Source organism: Pelorhabdus rhamnosifermentans (assembly GCF_018835585.1).
In the GTDB taxonomy this organism is placed as follows: domain Bacteria; phylum Bacillota; class Negativicutes; order UMGS1260; family UMGS1260; genus Pelorhabdus; species Pelorhabdus rhamnosifermentans.
Genome location: NZ_JAHGVE010000022.1, coordinates 1 through 13,446, shown reverse-complemented (window position 1 = coordinate 13,446; position 13,446 = coordinate 1). Strand labels below are relative to the sequence as shown.

The following is a 13,446-nucleotide window of genomic DNA, read 5'->3' as shown; positions in this document are numbered from 1 at the left end:
ATTTTATGGGGACAACAGAACGGCTGAAAGATGCCCGTGATGAACGTAAAGCTTTGGCTGTGAAGCGACTTTTATCGGTAATAATGGTGTTTGTTGTACTCATTGCTTGTTATTTATTTATTAATTCTTCTTTTTTTTCAGTAGGGACAGTTATTATACAAGGTAATAAGTACATCAGTAATGAAGAAGTTTTGGCTATTGTTGGTATACCCGGTAAAATAAATATTTTTCGTCTTGATACACGCGATGCGAAAAGCCGCTTAGTAAAAGATTTACGTGTTGCTGATGCTGAGGTGGTTCGCAAGTTTCCAGCGACTGTTGTTATTTCAGTAAAGGAACGTCAGCCTTATGCTTATGCTGCTACTAGCTATGGATTTGCCGAGTTAGATGAAAAAGGAATTGTTTTAGCTGCTTTTAAGACATTAAAACAATTAAATGTTCCCATTATTACGGGGGTAAATTTAGGTAATGCTTATATTGGTGACTGTGTGGACAACCCAGCATTACAAGCGACACTCTCCTATCTTGCCGGACTATCTGAAAACAGTTTAAATCAATTGTCTGAGGTCAATATTAGCGATCCCTTGCAAATACGAGCTTTAACAATCAATTCGGTGCAAATTCGTTTAGGAACGCAAGATCATTTATTTGACAAGGCTGTGAAGACAAATCAGATCATGGGAGAAATTGGAGATAAAAAAAGTCTTGCTGAATCCATCGATATGCGTTATGCTACGCCATATATAAAGTTCAAATCAAATTAATTAAAGATTGTGAAGGGAGAGAATTACATTGTTGGCCATACGACAGGGCCAAGTGGCGATTGCAATGGTCTGCGTCGTTCTTGGTGTGATGCTTGCGTTGCAGTTCCGTACTACGCAGGATATTCGGTCTTCTGTTCCTTTTCAAAGGATTGAGGATCTTTCACAGCGGCTGAATCAGACGGAAAAAGAACGTGATGCTTTATTAAAGCAAGTACATGAATTATCGCAGGCCAGTGAAGGTGAAACAGCTGTGAAGGAGAATATGAATGTCCGCATGGGAGCAGGAGTTGTTGCTTTGAAAGGTCCCGGCGTGGTGATTACTATTGACGATAGTAAGCGAGCGGCCAAACCAGGGGAGAATGCCAATTTATACCTGATTCATGATGATGATATTCTAAAGGTAATCAATGAGATGTGGGCTGCTGGGGCAGAGGCTATTTCTATTAATGAACAACGACTTGTAGCCAGTTCGGAGATTCGTTGTGCTGGGCCGACTTTATCAGTCAATAATACGCGTTATTCGCCGCCCTATGAAATACGTGCCATCGGTGATCAGACGACACTGGAAAATGCACTGAAAATGCGGGGTGGTGTTGTGGAAACTCTGCAATTTTGGGGGATTCAGGTGAGTATTAAGAAGCAGGATCTTGTTGACATTCCCGCTTATAAGGGGCCTTTTCATTTTGAATATGCCCAACCAGTAAAGGAGGCTGGCAAGTCATGATGCTGCCTTTTTTGGGTCTCGTCTTCGGTATTCTTATTGGGTCTTTTTTCCCATTTAGTATTCCAGTGGAATATGCTAAGTTTATGTCTGTAGCTTTACTTGCTTCTTTGGATAGTGTGTTTGGTGGTTGGCGTTCGGCATTAGAAGAAAAATTTGATAATACCGTTTTTATTACGGGATTTTTTACGAACGCTCTTCTTGCTGCAGCATTAGTTTATGTGGGTGATCGCTTGGGCATTGATTTGTATTATGTTGCAACGCTTGCTTTTGGACTACGGGTTTTTCAGAATCTTGCTATTATACGACGTTATTTTTTAAAGAAATAAATTTTTATAATGATGGATCATAAAAGCCAAGAAAAAAGACTTAAACGTCTTTTTCTTGGCTCATTTAAAATTATTAGGTTTCGTCTGTATTCATTGTTTCACTACTTAGTATACATGGAAAATCTTCTTTGTCATTTTCTTCAATCATTGTGGTTAGAGTGGTAAATGACTTTTCATCATCAGCCAGATTTTTGCCATTCCAAAAGTGATAAACGGGATGATTGAAAATTTCCATAAGTTGTTCACCTCCATTACTAAATAATCATAGTATTTCCTATTTACATTTGGAAAATAACAAGAAAAGCCGCTTTTTTATTAAAAAAAAAAGGGAAAACGCCAATTGTGTTGAAACATTATGAAAGGAAACATAATCATAGTTGCAGTGGATAAGTCTTTTTAAGTATAGATAGTGAAAAGAAACATAATCATGTTGCAGTGGGGGCCTCAAGCGTCATGAAGCAAGTTTTAGCAATTGATATTGGTACAAGCTGTATAAAGGTGTTGGCAGCTCAAGTGACTTCTGCGCAGATAGAGATTTTAGGCAGTGGCTCTGCTCCAACAAGTGGATATCGTCATGGTAAAGTTGAGCAGGTAGATTCGTTGGTGTCCTCGATACGTCAAGCCATAGATTGTGTGATGACAGCTGTTTCTGGATCATTTGACCTAATCTATATGGGGATCGGTTCACTTGATGTAAAGGCTGTAAATTTGTTTGGGACAGTTGCGCCACAACGTCCACAATCTTTATCAGCGGAAGATGGAGAAAGAGCTTGTCGTGCTTCGATTGCAGCTTTACCACTTGATGAGGCTATTGTACATTTAATTCCTTCTCAATATTTTGTAGATGATCGTCCAGTGGCTTTATTACCAGTTGGACAGCCTTGTCATTCTCTTAAAGTCAATACACACGTTATTTCTATACCGAAAGCATTGAAAAGTCAGTTAAATGCTGAATTAGCTCGAAATTCCATTCCAGCAATTAGTTTGGTTGCCACTAGCTATGCTGATGCCTTGGCGCTTACCGATCAAACTCAAAGTAAAACAAACTTTTTTATTATGGATATTGGTGCTGGAACTGTAGATGTGAGTTTTTATAATGAGGGAAAACGGGTATTTTCTGAGGCTTTGCCGTTTGGGGGAGAATATATTACCAGTGATATTATGCAAGCATTTAGTGTAAATCGCAATCACGCAGAAGGAATTAAGAAGTATTATGCGAAATTAGATAATAATCTACATCATCAAGAAGTAATCTTAGATTGCAATGATTACGGTACGACAGATAAAAATATTGCCTATGATTTTTTATATGATATTATTGAAAGTCGTACGGAAGAGCTTGTTGCTTTAATTTACCAAGGAGTGAAGGATTCAATTCCGTTAGATTTAGTCGAACGGCAAGCGTGTGAAGTTTATCTAACTGGCGGTTCATCTAAACTTCCAAGTTTTGTACGAGCTATTCATGATCGTTTTGGGCTTTCAGTAAAAACGGTTATGCCAACAAAGTTAGACAAAGAATACTTATGTCCAGAAAATACAGCTGGATACGGAATTTTGTTGTTTGCAGCCAGCCATTTGCCAGCTAAACAAGAAACATCAAGTGGCTGTCATATGTTTTTTCAAAAAATAAAAAATATGTTTGGTTCTTAACCACGCGAGGATATAAGGAGGAACAGGATCCATGCTTGAATTCGATATGGATTTAGATCAGTTTGCCAAGATTAAGGTTATTGGAGTAGGTGGCGGCGGTAGTAATGCCGTGAACCGTATGATCACTGCCGGATTGAAAGGTGTTGAATTTTTGACAGTCAATACGGATGCGCAGGCTTTACTATTATCGCAAGCTCAGAATCGCATTCAGATTGGTGAAAAGCTTACGAAAGGTCTTGGCGCTGGGGCAAATCCCGATGTCGGTGAAAAGGCGGCGCAAGAAAGCCGCGATGAGATTATTAAGGCCTTGCGCGGTGCAGACATGGTATTTGTTACGGCAGGCATGGGTGGCGGAACAGGTACAGGGGCAGCTCCCATTGTTGCTGAATGTGCTAAAGAAGTGGGGGCTTTAACGGTAGGTGTTGTAACCAAACCTTTCTCTTTTGAAGGGCGTCGTCGTCAAACTCAAGCAGAACGTGGTACAGCAAAATTAAAGGAAAAAGTGGATACGCTGATTACTATTCCGAATAATCGTCTCATGCAGGTTGCTGATAAAAAAACATCTATTATGGATGCTTTCCGAATGGCTGATGATGTACTTCGTCAAGGTGTTCAAGGTATATCTGATTTGATTGCTGTTCCAGGACTGATTAATCTGGATTTTGCTGATGTCAAAACCATTATGCTTGAGACAGGATCTGCTTTGATGGGTATTGGTGTTGGTACAGGCGAAGATCGTGCTGAAGCAGCTGCTGAAGCAGCCATTCGTAGTCCGCTATTGGAAACTTCTATTGAAGGAGCCAAGGGGGTACTCTTAAATATCACCGGTGGTGCTAGTCTGGGACTTTTTGAAGTCAATGCGGCTGCCGAAATTATTGCCGATGCGGCTGATCCGGAAGCGAATATTATTTTTGGTGCGGTCATTGATGAAGCCCTTGATGATGAGGTTCGGGTTACAGTTATTGCAACAGGTTTTGATCCTAAAGTAGAAAAAGTAGTACCAGGTAAAGTGGAAGCAGCACCTGTTTTGGAGTTTAAGGGTCGTGATCTTGAAATACCGACATTTATGAGACGCTAAATTTTTCTTTGAGAGTTACTTAGAAGCCAAGTTCCTGTTTATGCGGAACTTGGCTTTTATTATTGAAAAACTATTTTCGAAGAATGCTGTAACCGCATTCTTCGAAAATTTTGTAAAAATAAGCTCCGTGCATCTTTTTGGGAATATACATTTTAAAATGCCCTGAAAAAGAGTTATTATAATTAACGATTTATTTTGTTGTAATTATCGATTGCATATAAAAAATGAAAATCATAGAATTTAATTAGAAAATTGTTAGTTTGTGTTTTTTTAGTAATTCATTTTGTAATATTTTATAACCTGTGGAGGGACTGCGATGAATACAGGCGCTAAAAAAATTTTAATTGTTGTCACTGCTTTTTTTTGGTTTTCTATGTATACCTATGTGCCTATTCTGGCACCCTATGCACAAAGCTTAGGTGCTACTTATGATATGGTAGGACTTATTATTGGCTCTTATGGTTTGACACAGCTATTGTTACGCATACCTATTGGCGTGTTATCTGATGCCTGGGGCAATCGTAAATTTTTTGTTGTGATCGGTATTATACTTGCATCCTTAAGCAGCTTGGGTATGTGGCTATTTCCTATGGCTGGAGCATTGCTTCTGTTTCGGGGGTTGGCAGGTGTGGCGGCTTCAACATGGGTAGATTATACGGTACTTTATGCGAGTTATTTTCCCCAAAAAGAAGCTCCTAAGGCCATGGGCTATATTAATGCCGTCAATAATTTTGGACAAGTGGCAGCTATGTTATCAGGAGGGTACATTGCACAGCACATAGGAATGAATTCATCATTTATCCTTGGTGCTGTTGCTGGCAGCATTGGCATTGTGCTGAGCTTATTTGTGCGAGACAAGCATATGTCTCCAAAAGCAATCAAGGTGGACATCCTTATGGAAACATTGCATAATCGTCAATTGCTTTATCTTTCAGGGCTAGGAATTGTGTTACAGACCATTACGTTTGTTACTGTTTTCGGATTTTTGCCTATTGTGGCTCAATACTTAGGCGCTAGCATCTTTGAATTAGGCATTGTTACGACAATGACACTGGTTCCGTCGATTGTTTCTGCTGCATTGAGTGGTGCTTTTTTTAGCAAACGTTTTGGTGAGCGAGCGACACTTGTGTGCGGTTTGTTGATTACAGCGATGTCGTGTATTGTCATTCCTTTTATCAGCAATTTATCCTTATTATATATTAGCCAGGCTATTGGTGGTTTTGCCCGTGGATTGGTTTTACCATTACTGATGGGTTTAAGTATCAAGAATTTTTCCGGTGACAAGCGGTCGACAGCTATGAGCGTGTTTCAAGCTATTTATGGTCTCGGTATGTTTGGCGGACCTGTATTGGCCGGTGTATTGAGTAATATCTTTGGATTAACTATCGGCTTTGTTGTCATTGGTCTAATCGGGTTTATCGGTGCTGCGCTGGCAGGTTGGCACAAAGAATAATCATAATAATACTTAAACCTATGTTCTTCCTGGAAAGACATTATTGACAATGCCGCTTCTATTTACAATAATTTTACTTAGAATGATAAAAATAGCTTGACAAGACTCATTTATTTACATATAATAAAACCTATAAAATTTATTCTTCTTCCGTATATAGGAGGGTATTATGATAACTGCTCACTTAAAACAAATTATTGAAAAACAATATTATTACTTTTTTAGCTGGGGCTACTTTTTTAGCGCTGGCTATTTTGGTTGGAAAAAATTGAATAGGTTGTTTTTAAGTGAGAGCTTGGTGATATGTTGTTAGCGAAAGCATAACAAAATAGAAATTTTATCCCTAAGAGACTCATGTGAGTCTTATTTTTTTTATCCTTTTACAAGTTTTAACTTTCAAATCACATAGCTTTTTTTGATTGTAAATTTTGTATAAAAAATATTTTAAATTTAAAGGAGGAAGAAATTATGTTAGTTGTGATGAAACCAGGTACTGTAGCAGAGGAGATTGAAAAAATGCATAAGAAGTTGGGAACATTAAAAATGGATGTTACCCTTGTCGTAGGGGAGCAACAAAGTGTTTTTGCATTGGGAGGAGATACGTCAAAACTTGATTTAGAATCTCTTCAAGCCAATATTCAGGTTGAAAAAATTGTGCGTATTCAGCAGCCTTACAAGTTGGCCAGCCGTACTTTTCATCCAGAGGATACCATTGTCGATGTTAGAGGATGTAAAATTGGTGGTGGTCATATTGCCGTGATTGCGGGTCCCTGTTCTGTTGAAAGTGAAGAACAAATGATTCATACGGCGGAGCTTGTTAAGCAATATGGTGCTACTTTGCTTAGAGGGGGAGCTTATAAACCACGTTCTTCTCCTTATAGTTTTCAGGGATTAGGTGTGGATGGATTAAAAATGCTGGTGAAAGCTCGGGAAGCAACAGGATTGCCGATTGTTACGGAAGCCATGTCCATAGAGACCTTTGATGCCATAGAAGAAAGTGCTGATCTTATTCAGATTGGGGCCCGGAACATGCAGAACTTTCCATTACTTAAACGTGCAGGGAAAAGTGCTAAGCCAATCTTGCTCAAACGCGGGCTAAGTGCAACGCTGGAAGAGTTTCTGATGTCAGCTGAATACATTTTGGCTGGCGGTAATGCCAACGTTATCCTATGTGAACGGGGAATACGTACGTTCGATACTTATACTAGAAATACCTTGGATATTAGTCTGATACCAGCAGTGAAAGAACTTAGTCATTTGCCCATTATCGTTGATCCCAGTCATGCTTGTGGCAAGTGGTCACTCGTGGAGCCTCTGGCTAAAGCGGCCATTGCTGTTGGCGCCGATGGACTAATTATTGAAGTGCATCATAATCCGGAGCAAGCGCTTTGTGACGGAGCTCAGTCGCTAAAACCAGAGAAGTTTGGTCATTTAATGTCTTCTGTGCAAAAAATCATTGCCGCAGTTTAGAACTAGTAGGTGTATACTGATGAAAGTGTTTCATAGTAGGATCATTCCGAACTGATGGTTTATAGGAGGTAGAGTCGATGGAAACAGTTGCAGTTGATTTAGGTGAGAAAAGCTATCCTATTTATATAGGAGAAGGCATACTGTCAGACCTTACCGTACTGCTCAGTAAAGCGGACAAGTGGTTAGTTATTACTGATGAGAATGTTGATCACTTATACAGTGAACAGTTGGCTAAAGCTTTAGGCGAGCTTCCGTATAAAAAGCTGACTCTAGTGCCAGGTGAATCTTCCAAAAGTTTTCAAACAGTTGAGCGGATTATCGGTGCCATGGTTGAAGCCCGACTTACCCGTCATTCGGCCGTAATTGCTTTTGGTGGTGGGGTTATTGGTGATTTAGCTGGTTTTTGTTCTTCTATCTATATGAGAGGTATTTCTTATGTTCAAATACCAACGACCCTGTTAGCTCAAGTTGATAGCAGTGTGGGCGGAAAAACCGGCGTGAATGTACAAGCGGGGAAAAATATGGCGGGAACTTTCTATCAGCCTCAAGTGGTTATTATTGATACAGCACTGCTCGAAACGTTGCCGATAAGAGAGCTTACCGCCGGATTAGGTGAGGTAATTAAGTACGGTATTATATATGACTATGAACTATTAAATTTTATTGAACATCACTTTTCGGACTTTTATACTTGCAGCTTTACTCCTTTAAATGAGCTTATTAGACGGTGCTGTGAAATTAAAGCGGACGTAGTGGCAAAGGATGAATGTGAGAATGGCCTACGTAAAATATTGAATTTTGGTCATACCTTGGGGCATGCCATTGAAACTTTAACAGGTTATCGGCGTTATTTACATGGCGAGGCGGTGCTCATTGGTATGTATTACGAAACGCTGCTGGCACAGAAGATGGGATTAATAAGTGAAGAGTACGGACAAAAAATCAACACACTTATCAGCAGAACGGGGTTATCCATGGACATATCCGATATACCTGCTGATGATATTGCAAGGCAAATGACAGCCGACAAAAAGAATAGTGATGGAGTCATTTCTTTTATTCTGCCGACGGGGCAGGGGCAGGTTGCGGAATATACCTTGACTTCAGAGCAAGCATTGGCATTTGTTTATGAATTATAAGAGGTTTTTATTGTTTCATGAAAATTGACTTTTAATAAATGAAAAAGAAAGCCTAGAATTTTGGCTTTCTTTTTTATTTGTATTTCACCAATTTTCATAATGAATAATTTCTTCAAGACTTTTTCGTGGTCTAGCGGTTGGCATTTCAGCTGCATAACCAATCGTCACAATACCAACTACAAACTTATTAAGAGGTATATGTAGGATGGGTCTAATTTCTTCTTGAGTAAACCAGGCAACCCAACAAGTTCCTAAGCCTAAGTGAGTAGCTTCAAGTAGAATGTGTTCTGTTGCAATTGCCGTATCTCTTATCATTCGCTTAACTTCCCCTTGCGGACTATGTTCATCTAATATAATTTGATCGTTTTCCATTATAGAAGATATATCTGCAACACAAACAATGAAGAGTGGAGCGGAAATCATCCATTTTTGATCATGAGCTACTTTAGCTAATTTTTGCTTAATCAATTCGGATTTTACAATAATAAAATGCCATGGTTGTGTATTACTGCCAGATGGAGCCAGTCTGGCACTCTCAAGTAATTGAATAATTTTTTCGTCTTCTACTGGTTTATCAAGATATTTTCTGATACTTCGACGCATTTTAATTTGTTCCATAATATTCTATTTCCCCTTCTTAATAATATTTTACTACATTACAAAAAGGATCAATTAAACTTATCATTTTATTACGACTGATAGACAAGAATTCCTGCACACGAATTTTATTTCGATATTTAAAACGGGATAGGGTAGGGAACAGTAATGGAAGACGAATATTTTTACCAAGAGCTTGTCTTGTTACGTTATAATAAGTTAGGGAGGGGTGTGATTCATGGAAATACATCAATTGCAGTATATTGTTGAAGTTGCCAAACAACGTAATTTTACTCGAGCTGCCGATGCCATTTGTGTAAGTCAGTCTACGCTTTCACATCAGATTGCTAAGTTAGAAGACGAGTTAGGAATCAAGTTGTTTGATCGTAATTCACGAATGGTTTATCCAACACAGGCGGGGGAAAAATTTATTAGCCATGTTCGAATCTTATTAGCCAATTTGGAATTTGCTAAACAAGATCTTCAGGCTTATATTGGTTTACTAAAAGGGACATTACGTATTGGTGTTATCGCATCATTAGGCAAAATTGATTATGCGGGAATGCTGGCGAATTTTTATAAAAAGTATCCAGGTCTTAATTTTGAGATTGTACAAGATGGAACATATCGTTTACTTGAAAAAATTGGGACAGGCGAATTGGATGTGGCTTTTGTTGCTATGCCAGTAGTATCTGATTATAGTGAAATAGATTTTTATCATCTTGCTTATGATGATTATATCCTGGTCATTCCCGAGGAGCATCACTTTGCTAGCAGAAAGTCGATTGATCTTGCAGAGGCGTCGGATGAGAAATTTATTTTTCATCCATCTTCTGATCGTATGCACTATATTTGTTTAGAGGCTTGTCTTCAGGCGGGATTTAAACCCAATATTGTTTGCCAAAGTAGTCATTCTCCTACTTGTCTAGCTTTGATTCATGCTGGTATGGGTATTGGTTTTTTTCCGCAAGAAAAAGTTAGAAATCAAAATTTTAATATTACCATGATTAAATTGAAGCAGCCCATTAAGAAAGATATTGCTTTGGCAGTTTCGAAACGTTCTTCTTCAGTGCCTGCAGTTAAAATCTTTTATCAGTTTGTCTTAGACTGGGTTAAGAATATTAGTACTGCAGGAGCTTGAATAATGAAATACAATAAAATACAAACAAGAAGTCAAGTACTCTGTATTTGTTATATAATGCAGAGTACTTTTTGTTGTCTTCATTTACAGAAAGGCTTTAACGATTTATATAAAAAATAAGTATTTTGAATATTTTTAATCAACTATCGATGAAATCAATCGTTGGTATGCATAAGATGATTTGCGCTTCTTACAGTAAAGTAATAAAATTCAGATAAAGGAACTTCAGCTAAACGGGCAATTTTAGTGTAGCGATTTGGTCATCAAGCCCGCGTTTATTTTGTTCCATTACCAATACTGCAGGTTGGTTAACTAACAGAATAGCTGAGTCAATATTAGTAATATTTTAAATCATATTAGAGGAGGCTTTTTTGACAATGGCTAGTGAAAAAGTAATTACAGAAGAACAGAAAAAAGAACTTGATATTGCAATGGATAAAGCAAGAGCCGCTTTGGCAATTATTGAAACTTATGATCAGGCTAGAGTAGATCGTCTGTGTCAGGCTGTGGCTTGGGCCGTGGCCAACAAGAAGACGTTTAATCATCTTGTCGAAATGGGAATTAAAGAAAGCGGACTGGGCGATCATGTCAGCCGGATGAATAAACGTTTTAAGATTAGAGGCGTTTTACGTGATGCCCTACGTCAGAAAAGTGTGGGAATTATTGAGGAAATTCCGGAAAAAGGAATTACAAAGTATGGTAAACCCGCTGGTGTTATCGCTTCAGTTGTACCGACAACGAACCCTGATTTAACTCCTGCCGGTAATGCAATTTACGCCATTAAGGCCAGAGACACCATTATTTTTTCTGCCCATCCCCGGTCTAAAAATACAACGAATGAGACTGTCCAATTGATCCGTGATGCTCTTGAACGTGAAGGTGCACCGGCAGATATTGTACAATGTCTGCAGACTGCAAGTGTTCCAATGGCTAAAGCACTCATGGCAGCGGCCGATCTTGTTATTGCAACAGGTGGTCAGCCGATGGTACGTTCGGCCTATAGTTCAGGAACACCTGCTTATGGTGTCGGCGCAGGAAATGCCACGATGATTTTTGATGAGACAACGAATGTTGAAGAAGCTGCTCATAATACCATGTTGAGTAAGACTTCTGATTTTGGTTCAGGATGCTCAGCGGATGGTAATCTTGTGATTCATGAAAGTGTTTATGATGCCATGCTTAAAGCGCTTGTTAAAGAAGGCGGCTATCTCGCGAATGATGATGAAAAAGCAAAATTAAAGGAAGCTATGTGGGATGAAACAGGTCATCGCCGGTCAGATACGGTAGCCATTGCTCCGCAACAAGTGGCTAAAATTGCTGGCTTTAGTATTCCTGATGATCGTAAATTTATCATTGTTATTGGCGATGGCATTGGAAAAGACCATCCATTCTCTGGCGAAAAACTCACTACTTTGTTGGCAGTTCATAAATATGAAGGTGGGTTTGAAAATGCAATCAAGATGATGCATGCTATTTACAATGTAGGCGGTAAAGGTCATTCCTGTGGACTTTATTCTTTTAATGATGAACATATTCATCAATTAGCTTTGGAAGCACCCGTAAGTCGTATGATGATTCGTCAGCCACAATCGAAGGCGAATGCCGGAGCATTTAATAACGGCATGCCAATGACATCCAGTATGGGATGCGGTACTTGGGGTGGCAATATTATATCAGAGAATGTGAATTTGAAACATTATATGAATGTTACGTGGGTATCCCGTCCGATTCCCGAAGATAGACCTCCAGATGAAGAATTGTTTGGTGAGTTTTACGATCCTGAAATGGAAAAATAAAATAGCTCTATAATCAAATTTCTGTAAAAATAAGCCCAGTATACCTCTTCAGGGAAACTGGGCTTATTCATAATAACCTTTAGATAAAAAAATCATTATAATAAACGATCAATTTCATTGTAATTATCGATTGCATATATAAAATAAAAGCCATAAAATTTAATTAGAAAATTTATTTAATAATGAACATTTTGTTAATAAACGGTTTTTAGTAATTAATTTTGTAATATTTTATAACATGTGGAGGGACTATGATGAATTGGCCTGATAAAATTGTTATTTGTGAAGTTGGACCGCGCGATGGCTTGCAAAATGAAAAGAGCTTGTTTACGGTTCAGCAGAAAGTAGATTTGATTGAAAAAACAGTGCAGGCAGGAGCAAAGATTATTGAAATTGGTTCATTTGTTCACCCCAAAGCAATACCGCAAATGGCAGACACCGATGAAGTTGCCAAAAAGATGAAACGTGTTGATGGAGTGGAATATCGGGCTTTAGTGATGAATGTGCGCGGTTTGGAAAGGGCCGAGGCGGCTGGGATTAGCAAAGCAAAGCTTACTGTATCCGCTAGTAGGGCTCATTCGATGAGTAACTCGAAACGGACGCCGGAAGAAGTTGTGCAGGGGTTTGCCAAATGCGCTGCCTATGCTGCGAATCATGGTATTGTTCTTTCTGGGGCCATTTCTACGGCTTTCGGTTATCCTGTAGAAGGCAGGATTCCACTTGAACAAATTTATTCTGTCATTGCAGCTTTTCGTGAAATTGGTGTTCATGAGTTGTCTTTATCAGATACGACAGGTATGGCGAATCCTCAGCAGGTCTATGAATATGGACGCATGGTCAAAGAAAAATTTCCAGATGTTAGTTGGTTCCTTCATTTTCATAATACGCGCGGCATGGGCTTGGCAAATGTCGTCAGCGGTATGTTAGCTGGTATTGATCGTTATGACGCTTGTTTTGCGGGATTAGGCGGCTGCCCATTTGCACCTGGTGCTTCAGGCAATATTGCTACAGAAGATGTCATTCATATGTGCCATGAAATGGGAATTCATACTGACTATGATTTGGATGCTATGATTTCTATTGGAAGATCTGTTCAGAATATGATTGGGCACGATACAGATAGTTCTATTCTTAGAGCGGGTAAATGCAGTGATATCACTTGCTCTTAAATTGTGAGAGAATGGGTTATGAGAACAAACAGGCTAAAAGAGGTGAAAGTATGAGCTTAAAGATCGAAACAAAACGCTGCAAAGGCTGCGGCATCTGCGTAACCTTTTGCCCCAAAGCAGTACTCAAAGTAAACGAAAT

At 39.0% G+C, this 13,446-nt stretch carries 14 protein-coding genes; 12 read left to right on the top strand and 2 right to left on the bottom strand.

Features of this window, described 5'->3' with window-relative positions:
- Positions 1-5: 5 nt before the first annotated feature.
- Genes Ga0466249_RS19920 through Ga0466249_RS19910 form a run of 3 tightly spaced genes read left to right on the top strand, consistent with a single transcriptional unit; the run spans position 6 to position 1,814 of the window.
- Positions 6-764 carry a cell division protein FtsQ/DivIB gene (locus Ga0466249_RS19920; RefSeq protein ID WP_215831240.1) on the top strand — a complete coding sequence of 253 codons (759 nt, stop codon included), beginning with the start codon at positions 6-8 and terminating at the stop codon, positions 762-764.
- Between the two features lie 28 nt (positions 765-792).
- Entirely contained in the window at positions 793-1,488 is a 696-nt protein-coding gene (locus Ga0466249_RS19915; protein ID WP_215831239.1) for a DUF881 domain-containing protein, read from the top strand.
- Positions 1,485-1,814, top strand: a complete 330-nt coding sequence (locus tag Ga0466249_RS19910; protein WP_215831238.1) for a small basic family protein — start codon at positions 1,485-1,487, stop codon at positions 1,812-1,814. Before Ga0466249_RS19915 ends, Ga0466249_RS19910 begins: the two co-directional genes overlap by 4 nt.
- 73 nt (positions 1,815-1,887) lie before the next feature.
- Here Ga0466249_RS19910 and Ga0466249_RS19905 read toward each other — a convergent pair whose 3' ends face one another.
- Entirely contained in the window at positions 1,888-2,049 is a 162-nt protein-coding gene (locus Ga0466249_RS19905; protein WP_215831237.1) for a hypothetical protein, read from the bottom strand.
- 218 nt (positions 2,050-2,267) lie between these two features.
- Between Ga0466249_RS19905 and Ga0466249_RS19900 the strand changes: the two genes are divergently transcribed.
- From Ga0466249_RS19900 to aroB, 5 genes are all read left to right on the top strand, one after another.
- The gene (locus Ga0466249_RS19900; RefSeq protein ID WP_215831236.1) at positions 2,268-3,464 is read left to right on the top strand and encodes a cell division FtsA domain-containing protein; all 1,197 of its coding nucleotides are present in this window, start codon (positions 2,268-2,270) and stop codon (positions 3,462-3,464) included.
- Positions 3,465-3,495: 31 nt separating this feature from the next.
- Positions 3,496-4,542, top strand: a complete 1,047-nt coding sequence (gene ftsZ / locus Ga0466249_RS19895) for a cell division protein FtsZ (protein WP_215831235.1) — start codon at positions 3,496-3,498, stop codon at positions 4,540-4,542.
- Between the two features lie 316 nt (positions 4,543-4,858).
- Positions 4,859-5,995: an MFS transporter gene (locus Ga0466249_RS19890; protein ID WP_215831234.1), complete on the top strand. Its 1,137-nt coding sequence runs from the start codon at positions 4,859-4,861 to the stop codon at positions 5,993-5,995.
- Between the two features lie 468 nt (positions 5,996-6,463).
- Positions 6,464-7,465, top strand: a complete 1,002-nt coding sequence (gene aroF, locus Ga0466249_RS19885; RefSeq protein WP_215831233.1) for a 3-deoxy-7-phosphoheptulonate synthase — start codon at positions 6,464-6,466, stop codon at positions 7,463-7,465.
- A 77-nt stretch (positions 7,466-7,542) separates the two neighbouring features.
- Positions 7,543-8,604: a 3-dehydroquinate synthase gene (gene aroB / locus Ga0466249_RS19880; RefSeq protein ID WP_215831232.1), complete on the top strand. Its 1,062-nt coding sequence runs from the start codon at positions 7,543-7,545 to the stop codon at positions 8,602-8,604.
- Between the two features lie 84 nt (positions 8,605-8,688).
- Here the strand turns inward: aroB and Ga0466249_RS19875 are convergent, their stop codons facing one another.
- Positions 8,689-9,222: a nitroreductase family protein gene (locus tag Ga0466249_RS19875; RefSeq protein WP_246588913.1), complete on the bottom strand. Its 534-nt coding sequence runs from the start codon at positions 9,220-9,222 to the stop codon at positions 8,689-8,691.
- A gap of 217 nt (positions 9,223-9,439) precedes the next feature.
- On the opposite strand from Ga0466249_RS19875, the gene Ga0466249_RS19870 reads away from it, so the two are divergent.
- The 4 genes from Ga0466249_RS19870 to Ga0466249_RS19855 all read left to right on the top strand — a co-directional run.
- Entirely contained in the window at positions 9,440-10,342 is a 903-nt protein-coding gene (locus Ga0466249_RS19870) for a LysR family transcriptional regulator (protein ID WP_215831231.1), read from the top strand.
- A 377-nt stretch (positions 10,343-10,719) separates the two neighbouring features.
- Positions 10,720-12,138, top strand: a complete 1,419-nt coding sequence (locus Ga0466249_RS19865) for an aldehyde dehydrogenase family protein (protein ID WP_215831230.1) — start codon at positions 10,720-10,722, stop codon at positions 12,136-12,138.
- Positions 12,139-12,389: 251 nt separating this feature from the next.
- Complete coding sequence (locus tag Ga0466249_RS19860; protein WP_246588912.1) at positions 12,390-13,307, top strand: hydroxymethylglutaryl-CoA lyase; 918 nt, start codon at positions 12,390-12,392, stop codon at positions 13,305-13,307.
- Between the two features lie 11 nt (positions 13,308-13,318).
- On the top strand, positions 13,319-13,446 hold a 128-nt coding region (locus Ga0466249_RS19855; RefSeq protein ID WP_376769315.1), incomplete at its 3' end, for a 4Fe-4S dicluster domain-containing protein.

Bases quoted from the DNA above. Each gene is read 5' to 3' on its own strand.
- Ga0466249_RS19920 (WP_215831240.1), top strand. From the start codon at position 6: ATGGGGACAACAGAACGGCTGAAAGATGCCCGTGATGAACGTAAAGCT.
- Ga0466249_RS19910 (WP_215831238.1), top strand. From the start codon at position 1,485: ATGATGCTGCCTTTTTTGGGTCTCGTCTTCGGTATTCTTATTGGGTCT.
- Ga0466249_RS19905 (WP_215831237.1), bottom strand. From the start codon at position 2,049: ATGGAAATTTTCAATCATCCCGTTTATCACTTTTGGAATGGCAAAAAT.
- Ga0466249_RS19900 (WP_215831236.1), top strand. From the start codon at position 2,268: ATGAAGCAAGTTTTAGCAATTGATATTGGTACAAGCTGTATAAAGGTG.
- ftsZ (WP_215831235.1), top strand. From the start codon at position 3,496: ATGCTTGAATTCGATATGGATTTAGATCAGTTTGCCAAGATTAAGGTT.
- Ga0466249_RS19890 (WP_215831234.1), top strand. From the start codon at position 4,859: ATGAATACAGGCGCTAAAAAAATTTTAATTGTTGTCACTGCTTTTTTT.
- aroF (WP_215831233.1), top strand. From the start codon at position 6,464: ATGTTAGTTGTGATGAAACCAGGTACTGTAGCAGAGGAGATTGAAAAA.
- aroB (WP_215831232.1), top strand. From the start codon at position 7,543: ATGGAAACAGTTGCAGTTGATTTAGGTGAGAAAAGCTATCCTATTTAT.
- Ga0466249_RS19875 (WP_246588913.1), bottom strand. From the start codon at position 9,222: ATGGAACAAATTAAAATGCGTCGAAGTATCAGAAAATATCTTGATAAA.
- Ga0466249_RS19870 (WP_215831231.1), top strand. From the start codon at position 9,440: ATGGAAATACATCAATTGCAGTATATTGTTGAAGTTGCCAAACAACGT.
- Ga0466249_RS19865 (WP_215831230.1), top strand. From the start codon at position 10,720: ATGGCTAGTGAAAAAGTAATTACAGAAGAACAGAAAAAAGAACTTGAT.
- Ga0466249_RS19860 (WP_246588912.1), top strand. From the start codon at position 12,390: ATGATGAATTGGCCTGATAAAATTGTTATTTGTGAAGTTGGACCGCGC.